Here is an 18,192-nt window from a genome sequence, read left to right as displayed (position 1 = left end):
CGATGCGCCTGCTGCTGCTGCGCGCGGGCTGGTGGCTGGAGCTCACCGACGCCGACCACGAGGCCCTGACGGCGGTGCCCGACTGGCACGCCGACGGTTTTCGCTGGATCGAGCGCTGGCTCGCCGAACACGGCGACACGCCGTGGCCGACGCTGCGCGAGCAGATCGCCGCCGAGCCCTGGGGCGAACAGGCGATCGAGCTCGTCGACGGTGCCGAGATCCCGATCGAGCCGGTGCTCGAGGACCTGCGCACGGCCGCCGCGCAGACCGTGCGGGCGCAGGCGATGCGCCAGGCGATGGCGGTGCTCGGCCGGCGCTGAGCCCACGCGGGCGCGGCTTGCCCTCCCCCAGCGCGGCTTTTTGCGACCGCGGTCCCGACGCGACGTCCGCGCTGATTTCTTTGACGAACCGGCGCCGGCCGCCGATAATGGTGGGTTTGTTGCAGCGGCAAGAGTGAGCAGCAGCACCTCCGGGCCCCGGCCACCCGCGACACGGGTTCAAAAGGCCAACTTCACCCGCAAGGACTGCGCATTCCGATGAGTTCACGCGAGCTTGCCCGTCTGGACGCGCCACCCCAGGACGCCGCTCGTCGCGGCGTGATCCCGCACGCCTTGCGGCGAACGCAAGGCGGGGCGTGGCCGTGGAAACCTTCCCGAGGAACCGCATGACCGCCAAGAAGCCCGCATCCGCTGCCCCCGCCGACGCCGCCGAGGCCAAGACCCCCAAGACCAAGGCCGCCGCCGCCGAAACCGCCAAGCCGGCGAAGAAGGCGGCCAAGGCGCCGGCCAAGACCGACACCAAGGCCAAGGCCGGCAAGAAGGAGTCGAAGAAGGCCGCCGACGACGAGGACCTGGATGTCGAACTCGAGGCCGAACTCGAGGTCGAGCCGGAAGCCGAGGTCGAAGCCGAGGTCGAGGTCGACGCGAGCGAGGGCAAGGAAGCCAAGGCCAAGCCGCTGCGCATGAAGGTCAGCCGCGCCAAGGAGCGCGCGCTGATGCGCGAGTTCGGTCTCGACGAGACCATGCTCACCGAAGAGGAAGTCGCCAAGCGCCGCCAGGAGCTCAAGACCCTCATCAAGATGGGCAAGACGCGTGGTTTCCTGACCCATCAGGAGATCAACGACCACCTGCCCGAGAAGCTCGTCGACAACGAGATCCTCGAGGCCATCGTCTCGATGCTCAACGACATGGGCATCGCGGTCTACGAGCAGGCGCCCGACGCCGCCACGCTGCTGATCAACGGCAGCAACACCGCCACCGCGACCGACGAGGAAGCCGAGGAAGCCGCCGAAGCCGCGCTGTCGACCGTCGACAGCGAGTTCGGCCGCACCACCGACCCGGTGCGCATGTACATGCGCGAGATGGGCTCGGTCGAGCTGCTCACGCGTGAAGGCGAGATCGAGATCGCCAAGCGCATCGAAGGCGGCCTGCAGGCGATGATGCTGGCCATCAGCGCCAGCCCGACGACGATCGCCGAGATCCTGGCGATGGCCGACAAGATCGCCGCCGGCGAGATGCAGATCTCCGAGGTCGTCGACGGCTTCGTCAGCGACGACGAGGCCGACGACTACGTCGCCGAGGAAGACTTCGACGAGTTCGACGAGGACGACGACGACGACGGCGCCGGTGGCAGCAAGGCGCTGACGAAGAAGCTCGAGGAGCTGAAGAAGCAGGCGCTGGAGAAGTTCGACCTGCTGCGCTCGCACTTCGACCGCATGCGCAAGGCCTACGAGAAGGACGGCTACAAGTCGCCGGCCTACAACAAGGCCCAGGAAGCGATCAGCCAGGACCTGATGACGATCCGCTTCACGGTCAAGACGATCGAGAAGCTGTGCCAGATCCTGCGCGCCCAGGTCGACGACGTGCGCCGCTACGAGCGCGAGATCCGCAAGATCGTCGTCGACAAGTGCGGCATGCCGCAGGAACAGTTCATCAAGACCTTCCCGCCCAACGTCCTGAACCTCAAGTGGGCCGAGAAGGAAGCCGCCGCCGGCAAGCCGTACTCGGCGGTGCTCGGCCGCAACCTGCCGGCCGTGCAGGAACTGCAGCAGAAGCTCATCGACCTGCAGGGCCGCGCCGTCGTGCCGCTGGACGATCTGAAGGAGATCAACCGGCACATGAACGCCGGCGAGAAGGCCAGCCGCGACGCGAAGAAGGAGATGATCGAGGCCAACCTGCGCCTGGTGATCTCGATCGCGAAGAAGTACACCAACCGCGGCCTGCAGTTCCTGGACCTGATCCAGGAAGGCAACATCGGCCTGATGAAGGCGGTCGACAAGTTCGAATACCGCCGCGGCTACAAGTTCTCGACCTACGCCACCTGGTGGATCCGCCAGGCGATCACGCGCTCGATCGCCGACCAGGCGCGCACGATCCGCATCCCGGTTCACATGATCGAGACGATCAACAAGATGAACCGCATCTCGCGCCAGCACCTGCAGGAGTTCGGCTTCGAACCCGACGCGCCGACGCTGGCCGAGAAGATGGAGATCCCCGAGGACAAGATCCGCAAGATCATGATGATCGCCAAGGAGCCGATCTCCATGGAAACGCCGATCGGCGACGACGACGACAGCCACCTGGGCGACTTCATCGAGGACACGAACAACGTGGCCCCGGTCGACGCCGCGATGCAGGCCGGCCTGCGCGAGGTCGTCAAGGACATCCTCGACAGCCTGACGCCGCGCGAAGCCAAGGTGCTGCGCATGCGCTTCGGCATCGAGATGAGCACCGACCACACGCTGGAAGAAGTCGGCAAGCAGTTCGACGTCACGCGCGAGCGCATCCGCCAGATCGAAGCCAAGGCGATCCGCAAGCTCAAGCACCCCAGCCGCTCGGACAAGCTGCGGACGTATCTGGACAATCTTTGATTGGACAGATACGAAGCCGCCGCAGGCGGCCGCTCCCGACAGCGAGCGCGCAGCGGGCGGCGCAGCCACAAGCTGCGGACGTATCTGGACAATCTCTGATTGGCCGGGGCCGCGGCCCCCTGATGCCCGCCCGCGCGCCCTCGCCACCGAGGGCGCGTCCGTTTCGACCGTCCGGAGCCCCCGTGCCCGACCCGCACGCTGTGCCCTAACCCGCAGGCCCTCTCGTCGGAGGGGGGTGACGGTAAAATTTGGCGCTGAATGACGCAGATCTCCGACCTCACCGTGCTGTTCGCCGACTTGCGCGGCAGCACCGCGCTGTACGAGACGCTCGGCAATGCCGAGGCGACGTCGGTGGTCACGCATTGCGTCGGCTCGCTGACGCGACCGGTGGCCGACTTCGGCGGCCATGTCGTCAAGACGCTGGGCGACGGGCTGATGGCCGTCTTCCCGCGGCCGACGAGTGCGCTGCAGGCCGCCGCGCTGATCCACGAGGTTCTCGACGGCATCACCAGCCGCGGCCACCAGCACGGCGCGTCCACCGGCCTGCGCGACCTGAAGCTGCAGATCGCGATGGCCCGCGGCGAGGTCGTCGAGATGGCCGGCGACTGCTACGGCGACGCCGTCAACGTCGCCGCCCGCCTGCTTGACCACGCCGGCGACAACGAGACGCTGGTCACCGCCGAGGTGCTGCAGGGCCTGCCCGAGCAGACGCGCTCGCGCTTTCGCTGCCTCGACCGCATGGTGCTGCGCGGCCGCGTCGAGCCGGTGCAGGTCTTCGTGCTCGGCGGCCGCCCGGGCACCGACCTGCCGCCGACGCAGTTCGCCGGCGACTCGGCCCCGGTGTCCGAACCCGACGGCCTGCGGCTCGAGTGGATCGACAACAACCAGATCTTCGCCAGCCGGCAGCTGCCGGTGGTGCTCGGCCGCGGCCCGCAGGCCGAGTTCCGCGTCGACGACTCGCGCGTGTCGCGCTCGCATGCCCGCGTCGACTGGCACGGCGGCGCCTTCCAGCTCACCGACCTCAGCTACAACGGGACCTACGTGCGTTTTGCCGACGGCGAGATCGTCAGCCTGCGCCGCGGCAGCTGCACCCTGCACGGCAGCGGCGAGATCGGCCTGGGCGGCTCGCCCGGAGACCCGGCGGCCACCTGCGTGCTCTTCGACGTCCTCCGTTTCGACGACACCCAGCCGCTGCTCGCGGCTGACCTGCTCTAGCCTTCCGCCCCGCCATGCGCGTGCTGTACGTCGACGACGACCGGATCAACACCCTGCTCTTCGAGGAGACCTGCCGCTGCGCCGGTCGATTCGAGGTGGCCTGCGCGTCCACCGGCGCCGAGGCGCTGGAGATCGCGGCCGAGTTCCCCGCCGAGGCGCTGGTCATCGACCTGCACCTGCCCGACACCAACGGCTTCGAGTTGCTGCCCGCGCTGCGCCGGGTGCTGGGCGGGCGGCCGCTGCCGGCCTATCTCTGCACCGCCGACGACCCGGCCCAGGTCGCCGCCCAGGCGGCCGAGGCCGGCTTCGACGGCTGCTGGACCAAGCCGGTGACAGTCGAGGAGATGCTGGCCGAACTCGACCGCGGTGCACGCGGTTCGGCGGCATGACGTACCGGCCCGAGCCGCCTCATCGCCATGGCGACGTCGACCGCGTCGGCGTGCTGCTCGTCAACCTGGGCACGCCGTCGGAGCCGACCCCGTCGGCGCTGCGCCGCTATCTCGCCGAGTTCCTGTCCGACCCGCGTGTCGTCGAGATCCCGCGCATCCTCTGGCTGCCCATCCTCTACGGCATCGTGCTGAGCGCGCGGCCGGCCAAGTCGGCGGCCAAGTACGCGACGATCTGGACCCCCGAGGGCTCGCCGCTGGCCGTCTGGAGCGACCGCCAGGCCGTCGGGCTGTCGCAGGCGCTGCGCGCTCGCGGCCACCAGGTCCAGGTGCGTGTCGCGATGCGATACGGCGAGCCGTCGGTCGCGCGCGGCCTGGACGCGCTGCGTGCCGAGGGCGCCACGCGCGTGCTGGTGCTGCCGCTGTACCCGCAGTACGCCAGCGCCACGACCGGCAGCGTCAGCGACGCGGTGATGAAGTGGAGCGCCGGCGCGCGCCGCCTGCCCGAGTTCCGCTTCGTCAACGAGTACCACGACGACCCCGGCTACATCGGCGCGCTGGCCGAGCGCGTGCGCGCGCACTGGCACGCCCACGGCCGCGGCGAGCGCCTGCTGCTGAGCTTCCACGGCGTGCCGCACCGCACGCTGGTGCTCGGCGACCCCTATCACTGCCAGTGCCACAAGACCGCGCGGCTGCTGCGCGAGCGCCTCGGCCTCGAGCCCGAGCACGTCGTCGTGACCTTCCAGAGCCGCTTCGGCAACGCCAAGTGGCTGGAGCCCTACACCGAGCCGACGCTGCGCCGCCTGGCCGCCGAGGGCCTGCGCCGCGTCGACGTCATGTGCCCGGGCTTCGTCTCCGACTGCCTGGAGACACTCGAGGAGATCAACGAGGAGGCGCGCGAAGCCTTCCTCTCCTGCGGCGGCGAACGCTTCGAGTACATCGAGTGCCTCAACGACCAGCCGGCCTGGATCGACGCGCTGGCGGCCGTCGCCGAGCGCCACATGGCCGGCTGGAACACACGCGCGCAAACGGACCTGGCGCAGGCCAGCGCGACGCGCGAGCGTGCCACGGCGCTCGGCGCGACGATCTAGACCGGAACGCGGAGCACAAGGCGCGGGCCGCGGCCCGATGAGCGGCCGCGCGGCGGCCAGGAGACCCGATGAACGACCCCCGGGTGCGGCTGGACAAGTGGTTGTGGGCCGCACGCTTCTACAAGACCCGCGCGATCGCCGCCGAGGAGGCCGACCGCGGCCGCGTCAGCGTCAACGGGCTGGCGGCCAAGCCGGCGCGCGAACTGCACCTCGGTGACCGCGTCGCGCTGCGCCAGGGCGGCGTCGAGCGTGTCGTCGACGTGCTCGTGCTGGGCACCGTGCGCGGCCCGGCGCCGGTGGCGCAGACGCTGTACCGCGAGACCGCCGAGAGCATCGCCGCACGCGAACGCGCCGCCGAGGCCCGCCGCCTGCAGCCCGAACCCGCCGCCGCCATCGAACAAGGCCGCCCGACCAAGCGCGACCGCCGCAAGCTGGCCGACTGGAACCGCTGGAGCGCGAGCCTCGACGACACAGGCTCTTGAAAGCCCGGTCGATGCCCCCAACTCCCTCCGAGTTTTGCCCCGAACCGCCCATGAACGCGAATCCGAACTCCCCCGACACCCCGTCTCCTGATGCCACCGCACCGGCGGCCGAGGCCACCCCGAGCGCCGAGGCGCGCCTGGCCGAACTCGAGGCCAAGCATGCCGAGGTCGCTGACGCCTACCTGCGCGCCAAGGCCGAGACCGAGAACATCCGCCGCCGCGCCGAGGAAGAAGTGTCCAAGGCGCGCAAGTTCGCCGTCGAGGCCTTCGCCGAGAGCATGCTGCCGGTCAAGGACAGCCTCGAGGCCGCGATCGCGATCCAGAACGCGACGCCCGAGCAGCTGCTCGAGGGCACGCACGCGACGCTGCGCCAGCTGACCCAGGCGCTGGAGCGCAACAAGGTCGTGCAGATCGCGCCGCCGCCGGGCACCCGGTTCGACCCGCACCAGCACCAGGCGATCAGCGTGGTGCCGGCCGACCAGGAAGCGAACACCGTCGTCGCCGTGCTGCAGAAGGGCTACCTGATCGCCGACCGCGTGCTGCGCCCGGCGCTCGTCACGGTCGCCGCACCGAAGTCCTGACCACCGCCTGCGTGCGCCGGGCTTGAAACGCCGCCCGGCAGCCACAACTCCAAGACAACCGGAATCCAGATTTCAGGAGAACACCATGGGAAAGATCATCGGCATCGACCTGGGCACCACGAACTCGTGCGTGGCCGTGATGGAAGGCAACACGACCAAGGTCATCGAGAACAGTGAAGGCGCGCGCACCACGCCGTCGATCATCGCCTACCAGGACGATGGCGAGATCCTCGTCGGCGCGTCGGCCAAGCGCCAGGCGGTCACGAACCCGCGCAACACGCTGTACGCGGTGAAGCGCCTGATCGGCCGCAAGTTCACCGAGAAGGAAGTGCAGAAGGACATCGACCTGATGCCCTACACGATCACGGCGGCCGACAACGGCGACGCCTGGGTCGAGGTGCGCGGCAAGAAGCTCGCGCCGCCGCAGGTCAGCGCCGAAGTGCTGCGCAAGATGAAGAAGACCGCCGAGGACTACCTCGGCGAGGAAGTGACCGAGGCCGTGATCACGGTGCCGGCCTACTTCAACGACAGCCAGCGCCAGGCGACCAAGGACGCCGGCCGCATCGCCGGCCTCGAGGTCAAGCGCATCATCAACGAGCCGACCGCCGCGGCGCTGGCCTTCGGCCTGGACAAGGCCGGCAAGGGTGACCGCAAGATCGCCGTCTACGACCTGGGCGGCGGCACCTTCGACATCTCGATCATCGAGATCGCCGACGTCGACGGCGAGAAGCAGTTCGAGGTGCTGTCGACCAACGGCGACACCTTCCTCGGCGGCGAGGACTTCGACCAGCGCATCATCGACTACATCATCGGCGAGTTCAAGAAGGAACAGGGCGTCGACCTGACCAAGGACGTGCTCGCGCTGCAGCGCCTGAAGGAAGCCGCCGAGAAGGCCAAGATCGAGCTGTCCAACAGCTCGCAGACCGACATCAACCTGCCGTACATCACGGCCGACGCGTCGGGCCCGAAGCACCTGAACATCAAGCTCACGCGCGCCAAGCTCGAGGCCCTGGTCGACGAGCTGATCGAACGCACGATCGAGCCCTGCCGCACCGCGATGAAGGACGCCGGCGTGAAGGTCGGCGAGATCGACGACGTCATCCTGGTCGGCGGCATGAGCCGCATGCCCAAGGTGCAGGAGAAGGTCAAGGAGTTCTTCGGCAAGGAACCGCGCCGCGACGTCAACCCCGACGAAGCCGTCGCGGTCGGCGCCGCGATCCAGGGCCAGGTCCTGGGTGGCGAGCGCAAGGACGTGCTGCTGCTGGACGTCACCCCGCTGTCGCTGGGCATCGAGACCCTGGGCGGCGTGATGACCAAGATGATCAAGAAGAACACCACGATCCCGACCAAGTTCTCGCAGGTGTTCTCGACCGCCGACGACAACCAGCCGGCGGTGACGATCAAGGTCTTCCAGGGCGAGCGTGAACTGGCCTCGGGCAACAAGAGCCTGGGCGAGTTCAACCTCGAGGGCATCCCGCCGGCGCCGCGCGGCCTGCCGCAGATCGAGGTCACCTTCGACATCGACGCCAACGGCATCCTGCACGTCAGCGCCAAGGACAAGGGCACCGGCAAGGAGAACAAGATCACCATCAAGGCGAACTCGGGCCTGTCCGAGGCCGAGATCGAGAAGATGGTGAAGGATGCCGAGGCCAACGCCGCCGAGGACAAGAAGAAGCTCGAGATCGTCCAGGCCCGCAACCAGGGCGACGCGATGCTGCACTCGGTGCGCAAGACGCTGGGCGAGCACGGCGACAAGCTCGACGCCGGCGAGAAGGAGAAGATCGAGGCCGCGCTGAAGGACCTGGAAGAAGCGCTGAAGGGCGAGGACAAGGCCGCCATCGAGGCCAAGACCGAAGCCCTGATGAGCGCCAGCCAGAAGCTCGGCGAGAAGGTCTACGCCGACGCCCAGGCCGCGGCCGGTGCCGCCGCCGGGGCCGACGAGGCGCCGCAGCCCTCGTCCTCCAAGCCGGCCGACGACAACGTCGTCGACGCCGAGTTCAAGGAAGTCAAGAAGTGATCTTCCCGCGGCCGGCGCAGCACGCCCGGCCGTGATTTCCCGCCGCGTCCAGGCGTGCCGGCCCACCCCGGCACCCCTGCGCGGCGTTTACGCTTGACGACTGGCTGTTCACGGCACCCCCATGGCAAAGCGCGACTACTACGAAATCCTCGGCGTGGCGAAAAACGCCTCGGACGACGACATCAAGAAGGCCTATCGCAAACTGGCCATGAAGTACCACCCTGACCGCAACCAGGGTGACGAGGCGAAGAAGGCGGAAGAGAAGTTCAAGGAGGTCAAGGAGGCCTACGAGATGCTCTCCGACGCGCAAAAGCGCGCCGCCTACGACCAGTACGGCCACGCCGGCGTCGACCCGAACATGGGCGGCCGCGGCGCGGGCCCGGAAGGCTTCGGCGGCTTCGCCGAGGCTTTCGGCGACATCTTCGGCGACATCTTCGGCGGCGCGGCCGGCGGCCGTCGCGGCGGCGGCCAGCAGGTCTACCGCGGCAGCGACCTCAGCTACGCGATGGAGATCACGCTGGAGGAGGCCGCCGCCGGCAAGGAGACGCAGATCCGCATCCCGAGCTGGGAAGGCTGCGACACCTGCCACGGCAGCGGCGCCAAACCCGGCACCAGCCCAAAGACCTGCCCGACCTGCTCGGGCTCGGGCACGGTGCACCTGCGCCAGGGCTTCTTCAGCATCCAGCAGACCTGCCCGCACTGCCACGGCAGCGGCAAGATCATCCCCGAGCCCTGCCCGACCTGCGGCGGCGCCGGCAAGATCAAGCGCCAGAAGACGCTGGAGGTGAAGATCCCCGCCGGCATCAACGAAGGCATGCGCATCCGCTCGGCCGGCAACGGCGAGCCGGGCACCAACGGCGGCCCGCCGGGCGATCTGTACATCGAGATCCGCATCAAGCCGCACGAGATCTTCGAGCGCGACGGCGACGACCTGCACTGCACGGTGCCGGTCGGCATGACGACGGCGGCGCTCGGCGGCACGATCGAGGTGCCGACGCTGGGCTCCAAGGCCGAGATCGAGCTGCCCGAGGGCACCCAGCACGGCAAGACCTTCCGCCTGCGCGGCAAGGGCATCAAGGGCATCCGCTCCAGCTACCCGGGCGACCTCTACGCGCACATCACCGTCGAGACCCCGGTCAAGCTGACCGAGCACCAGCGCAAGCTGCTGCGCGAGCTCGACGAGTCCTTCCGCAAGGGTGGCGACCGGCACTCGCCGAACGCCAAGAGCTGGACCGACCGGGTCAAAGACCTCTTCAAGTAGAGGTTTTCCCGCCTGACGGGACATGCACCGCTCAAGTGCGCGGCGGCCTGGCCGACAACACGGTCACGAAATGCCGCGCATGACGACAAGCCGCCCCGCCCTCTCCTCCACCCGCCGCCTGCGTGCGGCGGCTGGCGCTCTGCCCGGGCGAGACGCACGATGAGACTGGACCGCGACATCCACCTCAGCAAGGCGCTGGTCATCGACCCGAACCCGACCTCGCGCAGCATCCTCGTCGCCCAGCTGCGCGACTTCGGCATCGGCACCGTCGTCCAGTGCGGCCGTGTCGCCGACGCGCGCAACCAGCTCGAGGCGCGGGGCTTCGACATCGTGCTGTGCGAGAACAACTTCGCCGGCAACGATGCCGCCGGGCAGCAGTTGCTCGACGACCTGCGGCGCCACCAGCTGCTGCCGCTGTCGACGGTGTTCATCATGATCAGCAGCGAGGCGACCTACAACAAGGTCGCCGAGGCGGCCGAGTCGGCGCTGGACAGCTTCCTGATCAAGCCCCACACCGCCGCCGGCCTGGGCGACCGAATCCTGCACGCCCGCCGGCGCAAGAAGGTGCTGCGTGACATCTTCGAGGCCGTCGACGAGTCGCGTTTCGACGACGCGATCCGGCTGTGCCTCAAGCGCTTCGAGGAACGCGGCGAGTTCTGGCTGTTCGCCGCGCGCGTCGGTGCCGAGCTGCTGCTGACCCACGACCGCCACCGCGAAGCCTGGGGCCTGTACGAAGCGGTGCTGAAGGCGCAGACCCTGCCCTGGGCGCGCCTGGGCGTCGCGCGTGCGCAGGTCGAGGCCAACGAGCCGGGCAAGGCCTTGTCGACGCTGGAGAGCCTGACCGCCGACCAGCCGAACTTCGTCGACGCCTACGACGTGATGGGCCGCATCCATGTCGACCAGGGCAATCTCGACGAGGCCGCGGCGGTGTTCATGCGCGCCGCCTCGCTGACGCCGGACTCGGTGACACGGCTGCAGAAGGTCGGCATGCTGTCCTTCTACCTGGAGCGTCACGACGACGCGCTGAAGGCGCTGGAGCGCAGCGTGGGCATCGGCATCTCGTCGAAGATGTTCGACCCGCAGACGCTGGTGCTGCTGGCCTTCGTGCGCTGGCGGCAATCGGACTCCAAGGGCGTGCAGCGCTGCAACGAGAACCTGGAGCACCTGCTCTCGCGCAGCCCCGACAGCCCGCGCCTGCGGCGCTTCGCCGCCGTGGTGCGCGTGCTCGAGCTGATGCTTCGGCTGCAGCACGCCGACGTGCAGCAGGCCGTGGCCGACCTTGCGCTCGAGGTGCGCGAAGCCTCCTTCGACATCGAGGCCGCCTGCAACCTGCTGTCGCTGCTGGCGCGGCTGGCCGACGTCGGCTACACGCTGGAGCAGGCCGACGAATGGGTGGACGCGATCGGCCTGCGCCACTGCACCGCGAAGTCGATGACGGAACTGCTGGCCCGCGCGGCACACCCGCACGCGCCGTTCGTCGAACGCATCCGCGCCTGCCAGCACCGGGTGCTCGAGGTGTCCGAGGCGGCGATGGCCTTCAGCCTGGCCGGCGACCCGGGCTCGTCGGTGCGCACGCTGCTCGACAACGGCCGGGCCTCGCTCAATGGCAAGCTGATCGACACCGCGCGCCTGGTGCTGCAGCGCCACCACGGCAGGATCGAGGGCGCGGCCGAACTGCAGGCGACGATCGACGACCTGCGCCAGCGCTACTTCACGCTGCCGACCCGGCTGCCGATCGGCGACAGTCCGGGGCGCAAGGCCGGCGGCCTGGCCCTGCGCGGCGCCGTCGCCAGCGCGCTGGGCGCCGAACCCGCACCACCAGTCGCTGCGGCGACCTGAAGCCGGAGCATCAGAACAGGCGCCGCTGCGCGCCCTCCGGCGGCCGGAATGCCGCCACGTCCAGCGCCTCGTGCCGGCGCTGCAGGCCCAGACGATCGCAGGCCTTGTGCAGGCGCTGGCGCAGCAGTTCGGCCCAGACGCCCTCGCCGCGCATGCGGCTGCCGAAGCGCGGATCGTTGTCGCGGCCGCCGCGCATCTCCTGCACCCGTGCCATCACACGCGCCGCACGGTCCGGGACATGCTGCTCCAGCCAGTGCCGGAACAGCGGCGACAGCTCCGACGGCAGGCGCAGCACGATGGCGAAGGCGCGCACCGCACCGGCCTCCCGCGACGCCTGCAGCACCCGCTCGAGTTCGGGCTCGTTGACGAAGGGGATCAGCGGCGACACGCTGACGCCGACCGGAACGCCGGCTTCGGCCAGCGTACGGATCGTGCGCAGCCGGCGCTCGGGCGAGGCGGCACGCGGCTCCAGCCGGCGCGCCAAGGCCGGGTCCAGCGTCGTCAGCGTGATGTCGATGCAGGCGCGGCCGGCGGCGGCCATCGGCACGATCAGGTCCAGGTCGCGCTCGACCAGCGCCGACTTCGTGATCAGCGAGAACGGGTGCCGCGTCTCGTGCAGCACCTCGAGCACCGCACGCGTGATCCCGAGGCGGCGTTCGACCGGCTGGTAGGCGTCGGTGACGGTGCCCACGGCGATCGGCCGCGGTTGGTAGCCGCGTGCGCCGAGCGCGGCGCGCAGGCGCTCGGCGGCGTTGACCTTGGCCACCAGCCGGGTCTCGAAGTCCAGCCCCGGCGACCAGCCGAGGTAGGCGTGCGAGGGCCGCGCGTAGCAGTAGATGCAGCCGTGCTCGCAGCCGCGGTAGGGGTTCAGCGAGACCTCGAAGCCGATGTCCGGCGAGTCGTTCTCGGCCAGGATTCGGCCGGCGTGTTCCTCGACGACCTGCGTCGGCAAGGACTGCGGCGTCTCGCCGGCGGCCGCGTCCACGGCGCCCCAGCCGTCGTCGAAGGCTTCGCGCGCGTCGCGCTCGAAGCGGTGGGCGATCGCCCAGGTCGTGCCGCGGCCCTTCAGCGGGGCGTTTGCCGGCGTGGCCGGCGGCGGGGCGGGTGGACGGAAACTGCGGGGCGGCGACATGCTGTTGTTTTATACAGCATGCCGCGGCAACTCCCGTCTTAGTAGTCCGACATCGCGTCGGGGGCGAGGTTCTCGAACTTGGTCAGCGGCTTCAGGAAGGCCAGGCGCACGGTGCCGACCGGGCCGTTACGCTGCTTGCCGATGATGACTTCGGCGACGCCCGGGTCCTTGCTGTCCTTGTTGTAGTACTCGTCGCGGTAGATGAACATGATGATGTCCGCGTCCTGCTCGATGGCGCCCGACTCGCGCAGGTCGCTCATCATCGGCCGCTTGTCGGTGCGCGTCTCGACCGAGCGGTTGAGCTGCGACAGCGCGATCACCGGGCACTGCAGCTCCTTGGCCAGCGCCTTCAGGCCGCGCGAGATCTCGCCGATCTCGGTGGCGCGGTTCTCGCCGGTGCTGGCCGACGAGCCGCTCATCAGCTGCAGGTAGTCGATGACGATCAGGCCGAGCTGGCCGTACTGGCGCGCCATGCGCCGTGCGCGGGCGCGCAGTTCGGGCGCGGTCAGCGCCGGCGTCTCGTCGATGAAGAGCTGCACCTGGCCGAGCTTGTCAACGGCCTCGGTCAGGCGCTCCCATTCCTCGGTGCGCAGACGCCCGGTGCGCAGGTTCTGCTGGTCGATGCGGCCGAGCGAGCCGACCAGACGCAGCGCCAGCTGCGAGGCGCCCATTTCCATCGAGTACACGAGCACCGGCAGCCCTTCGGCGACGGCGACGTTCTCGGCGATGTTCAGCGCGAACGCGGTCTTGCCCATCGACGGCCGCGCCGCGAGGATGATCAGGTCGCCCTTCTGCAGGCCCGCGGTCATGCGGTCCATGTCGTAGAAGCCGGTGCGCACGCCGGTCACTTCCTCGGCGCCGTTGTCGTGCAGCTCCTGCACGCGGTCGATCAGGTCGACGACCAGCTTGTCGATGCCCAGGAAACCCTGCTTCTGGCGCGAGCCTTCCTCGCCGATCTTGAAGATCTTGCCTTCGGCCTCGTCGAGGATGCTGCTCACCGGCCGGCCCTGCGGGTTGAAGGCGTTGGTGGCGATCTCGTCGCTGGCGGCGATGAGCTTTCGCAGGATCGCGCGCTCGCGCACGATCTCCGCGTAGCGGCGCATGTTGGCCGCGCTCGGCACGCTCTGCGCCAGCGCGTTCAGGTAGGCCAGGCCGCCGCAGTCCTCGGCCTTGCCCAGGCTCTGCAGCTGCTCGAAGACGGTGATGACGTCGGCCGGCTTGCTCTGGTTCACCAGCGTCGAGATCGCGCTGAAGATCAGCTTGTGCTCGAAGCGGTAGAAGTCGCTGTCGGTCAGCAGGTCGGCGGCGCGGTCCCAGGACAGGTTGTCGATCAGCAGGCCGCCGAGCACGCTCTGCTCGGCCTCGTTCGAGTGCGGCGGCACCCGCAGGCGGGCGACTTCGTCGTCGGGAGCGGAGGAACCTCGGGATTCGAACAGCGCGGACATCGGATCTGTGGGCAAGTCTGTGGACAGCCTGGGAGTCGTCGGGGGACGGCCGGGGGACAACTCTTGACACCCAAAACGAAGAAGGCCGGCAAGAGCCGGCCTTCTTCAGAAGGGTGGACGAAGCGTAGGCGCTTCAGTCGGCTTGCGCAACCACCTGGACGGTGAGCTCGACGACGACGTCGCCGTGCGGGGCCACCGACACCGGGTGCTCGCCGACGGTCTTCAGCGGACCGTTGGGCATGCGCACCTGCGACTTCTGCACCGCCTTGCCGGCTTGCGTCAGCGCGTCGGCGATGTCGGCGTTGGTCACCGAGCCGAACAGGCGGCCGTCGACGCCGGCCTTCTGCACGATGCGCACGGTGGTGCCGGCGAGCTGCTCGCCCAGGGCCTGGGCGGCGGCGAGCTTGGCGGCGGCGGCCTTCTCGAGTTCGGCACGGCGCTCGGCGAACTCCTTGATCGCGGCGTCGGTCGCGCGGCGCGCGAGCTTGGTCGGGATCAGGAAGTTGCGGGCGTAGCCGTCCTTGACCTTGACGATGTCACCGAGGTTGCCGAGCTTGGCGACCTTCTCCAGCAGGATCACTTGCATGTCGTCGCTCCTCAGACCTTGTGCTGATCGGAGTACGGCAGCAGCGCCAGATAGCGGGCGCGCTTGATCGCCGTCGTCAGCTGGCGCTGGTAGTAGGCGCGCGTGCCGGTCAGACGGGCCGGCGTGATCTTGCCGTTCTCGCTGATGAAGTCACGCAGCGTGTCGATTTCCTTGTAGTCGATCTGTTCGACGCCGGCGACGGTGAAGCGGCAGAAGCGCTTGCGGCGGAACAGGAGAGACTGGGTGTTGCGCTTCGGACGCTTGTCCTTCGAGAAGCGACCCTTGCCACGGGGGGAGCCATAAGACCTCCTGGGAATGCTGAAAACTATCCGGAACAGTGGACCGGTCAGCCCAACGGGGCGACCGACGTGATGTGGAACCGCATGCCGCGTCCGTTGCGCAGGGCTGCCAGGAAGCCGCCGAATTCGGCGTTGCTGCCCAGCGCCAGCGTGGTGAGCACCGCGGTGATGTCCGCCCCGATCGCCAGCGCCCGGATCTCCAGGGAGACCTTGCGCGGAGCGCCGTTCTCGACGACCTCGGACTCGTGCTTCAAGCTCAGGTCCAGGGCCGGAAGGCCGGCGGGGGTGTACCGCAGCGCGCCCCGCTCCACCAGTTGCGCCGAAAGAACCAGCCGGTTCATCGGCACCCCGCAGTGGCAGGCGCAGTCGTGCGCGTCAGGCCGAGGCCTCCTGCTGGCTGGCCTTGCGCGACTCTTCGCGCTCGACCGCCTTCATCATGACCGACGGCGTCGTCTCGGCCTTTTCCTTGCGCACCGTGAGGTGGCGCAGGACGGCGTCGTTGAAGCGGAAGCCGGTCTCCAGCTCCTCGAGCACGGGCTTGTCGCACTCGATGTTCAGGCACAGGTAGTGGGCCTTGGCGAGCTTCTGGATCATGTAGGCCAGCTGACGGCGGCCCCAGTCCTCGACCCGATGGACCTTGCCGCCACCGGCGGTGACCAGGGTCTTGTAGCGTTCCAGCATCGCCGGAACCTGTTCGCTTTGATCCGGATGGATCAGCAGAACGATCTCGTAGTGACGCATTGATTCTCCTCGAGGGTTTCCTGTTGCGGAAAGCCGCCCCGTAGCGTCTATTCCCGGGTGCGGCAAGGCGAAAAGCCGATGATTATAGCCCGGAAACGGCGCCCCGCCGAGGCCGCCTCACACGCGCTCGGGGCGGGGGTCGCGGATGCGGTCGACCAGCGCGTCGCTGGCCGCGCCGGGCCGCGGCGTCAGCAGGCTGACGACGACCATCGCCGCCAGCGCCACCGGCACGCCGAAGACGCCGGCGGCGATCGGCGCGATGCCGAACCACATGCAGTCCTCGACCGGCCGCCAGACGCCGAACAACCCGCGCAGCCAGGGCTGCGTCGTCGCCATGTAGTAGCTGGTGACGGCCAGCCCCGCGAGCATGCCGCTGACGCAGCCCCAGCGGTTGGCGCGCTTCCAGAAGACGCCCAGCACCAGCGCCGGGAAGATCGACGAGGCCGCCAGCGAGAACGCCGCGGCGACGAGGAACAGGATGTCGGCGACACGCATCGACGCGACGTAGGCCGCGGCCAGTGCGACGACCAGCAGCAGCACCTTGGACACCGCGACCCGGCGCGAGCTCGGCCGGTTGGGGTCGATGACGCGGTAGTACAGGTCGTGCGACAGCGCGTTGGAGATCGTCAGCAGCAGCCCGTCGGCGGTGGACAGCGCCGCGGCCAGGCCGCCGACGGCGACCATCGCCGAGATCACGTAGGGCAGCCCGGCGATCTCGGGCGCGGCCAGCGTCACCAGGTCGGCGCCGATGTGCAGCTCGCCGAGCTGCAGGATGCCGTCGCCGTTGACGTCGCTGACCTGCACCAGCGACGGATCGACCTTGGCCCAGCTGGCGATCCATGCCGGCAGCCGGTCGAACGGCGTACCCACCAGACTGTTGAAGACCTCGTGCTTGACCAGCAGCGCCAGCGCCGGTGCCGTCAGGTAGAGCGCGCAGATGAACAGCAGCGTCCAGCCGACCGCCCGGCGCGACTCGCGCACCGACGGCGTCGTGTAGAAGCGCGTCAGGATGTGCGGCAGCCCGGCCGTGCCCAGCATCAGGCAGAAGACCAGCGCCAGGAAGTTGCGCCGCGAGTGTTCGTCGCTGATGCGCGCCGCCGGGTCGTCGCCGCGCGGGTTGGCCGCGAAGGCCTGGGCGTGCGGCGGCATGCCGCCCAGCGGCTGCGACCAGGCTTCGGCCGCGGCCAGCTCGTCGGCGTAGCGCCGGCGGGCCTCGTCCTCGGTGCGCGGCAGTGCGGCGAGCTCACGCCGGGCGGCCTGCACCTCGGCCAGCGGCGCCGCCGCTTCCATCAGCTGCTCGACGCGGCGCTGCGCCGCGGCGCGGTCGTCGGCCATCGCCGCCGGCACGTCCAGCAGCTTGGCACCGGCGACCGCCGCACGCTGGGCGTAGGCGGCCATGACGTCGCGCTCGCCGATGTCGGCGACGAGCTGCGCCTCGCGCTCGGTGACCGACTGCAGCACCTGCCCCATCGCCACCTGCGGCACCGGGTTGCCGGTGACCTTCAGCGACAGCCAGGCCACCGGGGCCAGGTAGGCGACGACGAGGATGATGCACTGCGCGACCTGGGTCCAGGTCACCGCCCGCATGCCGCCCAGGAAGGAGCAGACGAGCACGCCGCCGAGGCCGACGAAGATGCCGATCTCGAAGCCGAAGCCGGTGAAGCGCGCGACGATCAGGCCGACGCCGTAGATCTGGGCGACGACGTAGACGAAGGACACGACCACCGCCGCGGCGATGCCCACCAGCCGCGGCATCGTGCCGCCGTAGCGCGCACCGAGGAAGTCGGGGATCGTGTACTCGGCGAACTTGCGCAGGTACGGCGCGATCAGCAGCGCGACGAGGCAGAAGCCGCCGGTCCAGCCGATGACGAAGGCCAGACCGTTGTAGCCGCCCAGGTACAGCGTGCCGGCCAGGCCGATGAACGAGGCGGCGCTCATCCAGTCGGCCGAGGTGGCCATGCCGTTGTAGAACGCCGGCACGCGGCGGCCGGCGACGTAGTACTCGGCCGAGTCCGAGGTGCGGCAGCGCAGGCCGATGGCCGCGTAGAGCACGACGGTGCCCAGCAGCATCGTCAGCCCGATGAGGTTGCGGCCGAGCCCGAAGCGCTCGGCCGCCGCCATCAGCCCGATGAAGCCGGCCAGCGCCAGCGTGTACAGCAGGTAGGCGCCGTGAAGGCGGCGGCGGAAACCCCGCGCGCCGCTGGCCGTCGCCCCGCTGCCGACCGAGGACATGCGGCCCGGCGCGGGT

At 69.5% G+C, this 18,192-nt stretch carries 16 protein-coding genes and 1 pseudogene; 10 read left to right on the top strand and 7 right to left on the bottom strand.

Features of this window, described 5'->3' with window-relative positions; genetic code table 11:
• The 10 genes and pseudogenes from RBXJA2T_RS17900 to RBXJA2T_RS17855 form a co-directional block, all read left to right on the top strand.
• A pseudogene (locus tag RBXJA2T_RS17900) lies at positions 1-320 on the top strand (DNA primase); the annotation flags it as partial.
• A gap of 344 nt (positions 321-664) precedes the next feature.
• Positions 665-2,869 carry an RNA polymerase sigma factor RpoD gene (gene rpoD / locus RBXJA2T_RS17895; RefSeq protein WP_009858837.1) on the top strand — a complete coding sequence of 735 codons (2,205 nt, stop codon included), beginning with the start codon at positions 665-667 and terminating at the stop codon, positions 2,867-2,869.
• Between the two features lie 258 nt (positions 2,870-3,127).
• Positions 3,128-4,084 (top strand): adenylate/guanylate cyclase domain-containing protein, encoded by a 957-nt coding sequence (locus RBXJA2T_RS17890; protein ID WP_009858836.1) that lies wholly within the window; start codon positions 3,128-3,130, stop codon positions 4,082-4,084.
• Between the two features lie 14 nt (positions 4,085-4,098).
• Positions 4,099-4,473, top strand: a complete 375-nt coding sequence (locus tag RBXJA2T_RS17885; RefSeq protein ID WP_009858835.1) for a response regulator — start codon at positions 4,099-4,101, stop codon at positions 4,471-4,473.
• A complete protein-coding gene (gene hemH / locus RBXJA2T_RS17880; RefSeq protein ID WP_009858834.1) occupies positions 4,470-5,561 on the top strand; it encodes a ferrochelatase in 1,092 nt (363 codons plus the stop codon). Before RBXJA2T_RS17885 ends, hemH begins: the two co-directional genes overlap by 4 nt.
• Before the next feature lie 68 nt (positions 5,562-5,629).
• Positions 5,630-6,043, top strand: a complete 414-nt coding sequence (locus RBXJA2T_RS17875; RefSeq protein WP_009858833.1) for an Hsp15 family ribosome-associated heat shock protein — start codon at positions 5,630-5,632, stop codon at positions 6,041-6,043.
• Positions 6,044-6,093: 50 nt separating this feature from the next.
• Positions 6,094-6,624, top strand: a complete 531-nt coding sequence (gene grpE / locus RBXJA2T_RS17870) for a nucleotide exchange factor GrpE (RefSeq protein ID WP_009858832.1) — start codon at positions 6,094-6,096, stop codon at positions 6,622-6,624.
• 85 nt (positions 6,625-6,709) lie between these two features.
• Positions 6,710-8,641 carry a molecular chaperone DnaK gene (gene dnaK, locus RBXJA2T_RS17865; RefSeq protein WP_009858831.1) on the top strand — a complete coding sequence of 644 codons (1,932 nt, stop codon included), beginning with the start codon at positions 6,710-6,712 and terminating at the stop codon, positions 8,639-8,641.
• 121 nt (positions 8,642-8,762) lie between these two features.
• Positions 8,763-9,902, top strand: coding sequence for a molecular chaperone DnaJ (gene dnaJ / locus RBXJA2T_RS17860; protein WP_009858830.1), 1,140 nt, complete (start codon positions 8,763-8,765; stop codon positions 9,900-9,902).
• Positions 9,903-10,061: 159 nt separating this feature from the next.
• The gene (locus RBXJA2T_RS17855) at positions 10,062-11,741 is read left to right on the top strand and encodes a response regulator (protein WP_009858829.1); all 1,680 of its coding nucleotides are present in this window, start codon (positions 10,062-10,064) and stop codon (positions 11,739-11,741) included.
• 10 nt (positions 11,742-11,751) lie between these two features.
• Here the strand turns inward: RBXJA2T_RS17855 and RBXJA2T_RS17850 are convergent, their stop codons facing one another.
• The 7 genes from RBXJA2T_RS17850 to RBXJA2T_RS17825 form a co-directional block, all read right to left on the bottom strand.
• Complete coding sequence (locus RBXJA2T_RS17850) at positions 11,752-12,873, bottom strand: PA0069 family radical SAM protein (protein WP_009858828.1); 1,122 nt, start codon at positions 12,871-12,873, stop codon at positions 11,752-11,754.
• A 38-nt stretch (positions 12,874-12,911) separates the two neighbouring features.
• Positions 12,912-14,318, bottom strand: a complete 1,407-nt coding sequence (dnaB, locus tag RBXJA2T_RS17845; protein ID WP_009858827.1) for a replicative DNA helicase — start codon at positions 14,316-14,318, stop codon at positions 12,912-12,914.
• Between the two features lie 133 nt (positions 14,319-14,451).
• Positions 14,452-14,904: a 50S ribosomal protein L9 gene (rplI, locus tag RBXJA2T_RS17840; protein WP_009858826.1), complete on the bottom strand. Its 453-nt coding sequence runs from the start codon at positions 14,902-14,904 to the stop codon at positions 14,452-14,454.
• 11 nt (positions 14,905-14,915) lie between these two features.
• Positions 14,916-15,221, bottom strand: a complete 306-nt coding sequence (gene rpsR / locus RBXJA2T_RS19910) for a 30S ribosomal protein S18 (RefSeq protein ID WP_081467653.1) — start codon at positions 15,219-15,221, stop codon at positions 14,916-14,918.
• A 29-nt stretch (positions 15,222-15,250) separates the two neighbouring features.
• Complete coding sequence (gene priB, locus RBXJA2T_RS17835; RefSeq protein WP_029718340.1) at positions 15,251-15,544, bottom strand: primosomal replication protein N; 294 nt, start codon at positions 15,542-15,544, stop codon at positions 15,251-15,253.
• A 34-nt stretch (positions 15,545-15,578) separates the two neighbouring features.
• Positions 15,579-15,944 carry a 30S ribosomal protein S6 gene (gene rpsF, locus RBXJA2T_RS17830; protein ID WP_009858824.1) on the bottom strand — a complete coding sequence of 122 codons (366 nt, stop codon included), beginning with the start codon at positions 15,942-15,944 and terminating at the stop codon, positions 15,579-15,581.
• Positions 15,945-16,061: 117 nt separating this feature from the next.
• Positions 16,062-18,176 carry a sodium:solute symporter family protein gene (locus RBXJA2T_RS17825; protein ID WP_009858823.1) on the bottom strand — a complete coding sequence of 705 codons (2,115 nt, stop codon included), beginning with the start codon at positions 18,174-18,176 and terminating at the stop codon, positions 16,062-16,064.
• Positions 18,177-18,192 lie beyond the last annotated feature (16 nt).

This window comes from Rubrivivax benzoatilyticus JA2 = ATCC BAA-35, assembly GCF_000190375.1.
GTDB classification, from domain to species: domain Bacteria; phylum Pseudomonadota; class Gammaproteobacteria; order Burkholderiales; family Burkholderiaceae_C; genus Rubrivivax; species Rubrivivax benzoatilyticus.
This window is presented reverse-complemented; position numbering and strand designations above follow the sequence as displayed.

Excerpts from the sequence above, each read along its gene's own strand:
- rpoD (WP_009858837.1), top strand. The coding sequence starts at position 665 with ATGACCGCCAAGAAGCCCGCATCCGCTGCCCCCGCCGACGCCGCCGAG.
- RBXJA2T_RS17890 (WP_009858836.1), top strand. The coding sequence starts at position 3,128 with ATGACGCAGATCTCCGACCTCACCGTGCTGTTCGCCGACTTGCGCGGC.
- RBXJA2T_RS17885 (WP_009858835.1), top strand. The coding sequence starts at position 4,099 with ATGCGCGTGCTGTACGTCGACGACGACCGGATCAACACCCTGCTCTTC.
- hemH (WP_009858834.1), top strand. The coding sequence starts at position 4,470 with ATGACGTACCGGCCCGAGCCGCCTCATCGCCATGGCGACGTCGACCGC.
- RBXJA2T_RS17875 (WP_009858833.1), top strand. The coding sequence starts at position 5,630 with ATGAACGACCCCCGGGTGCGGCTGGACAAGTGGTTGTGGGCCGCACGC.
- grpE (WP_009858832.1), top strand. The coding sequence starts at position 6,094 with ATGAACGCGAATCCGAACTCCCCCGACACCCCGTCTCCTGATGCCACC.
- dnaK (WP_009858831.1), top strand. The coding sequence starts at position 6,710 with ATGGGAAAGATCATCGGCATCGACCTGGGCACCACGAACTCGTGCGTG.
- dnaJ (WP_009858830.1), top strand. The coding sequence starts at position 8,763 with ATGGCAAAGCGCGACTACTACGAAATCCTCGGCGTGGCGAAAAACGCC.
- RBXJA2T_RS17855 (WP_009858829.1), top strand. The coding sequence starts at position 10,062 with ATGAGACTGGACCGCGACATCCACCTCAGCAAGGCGCTGGTCATCGAC.
- RBXJA2T_RS17850 (WP_009858828.1), bottom strand. The coding sequence starts at position 12,873 with ATGTCGCCGCCCCGCAGTTTCCGTCCACCCGCCCCGCCGCCGGCCACG.
- dnaB (WP_009858827.1), bottom strand. The coding sequence starts at position 14,318 with ATGTCCGCGCTGTTCGAATCCCGAGGTTCCTCCGCTCCCGACGACGAA.
- rplI (WP_009858826.1), bottom strand. The coding sequence starts at position 14,904 with ATGCAAGTGATCCTGCTGGAGAAGGTCGCCAAGCTCGGCAACCTCGGT.
- priB (WP_029718340.1), bottom strand. The coding sequence starts at position 15,544 with ATGAACCGGCTGGTTCTTTCGGCGCAACTGGTGGAGCGGGGCGCGCTG.
- rpsF (WP_009858824.1), bottom strand. The coding sequence starts at position 15,944 with ATGCGTCACTACGAGATCGTTCTGCTGATCCATCCGGATCAAAGCGAA.
- RBXJA2T_RS17825 (WP_009858823.1), bottom strand. The coding sequence starts at position 18,176 with ATGTCCTCGGTCGGCAGCGGGGCGACGGCCAGCGGCGCGCGGGGTTTC.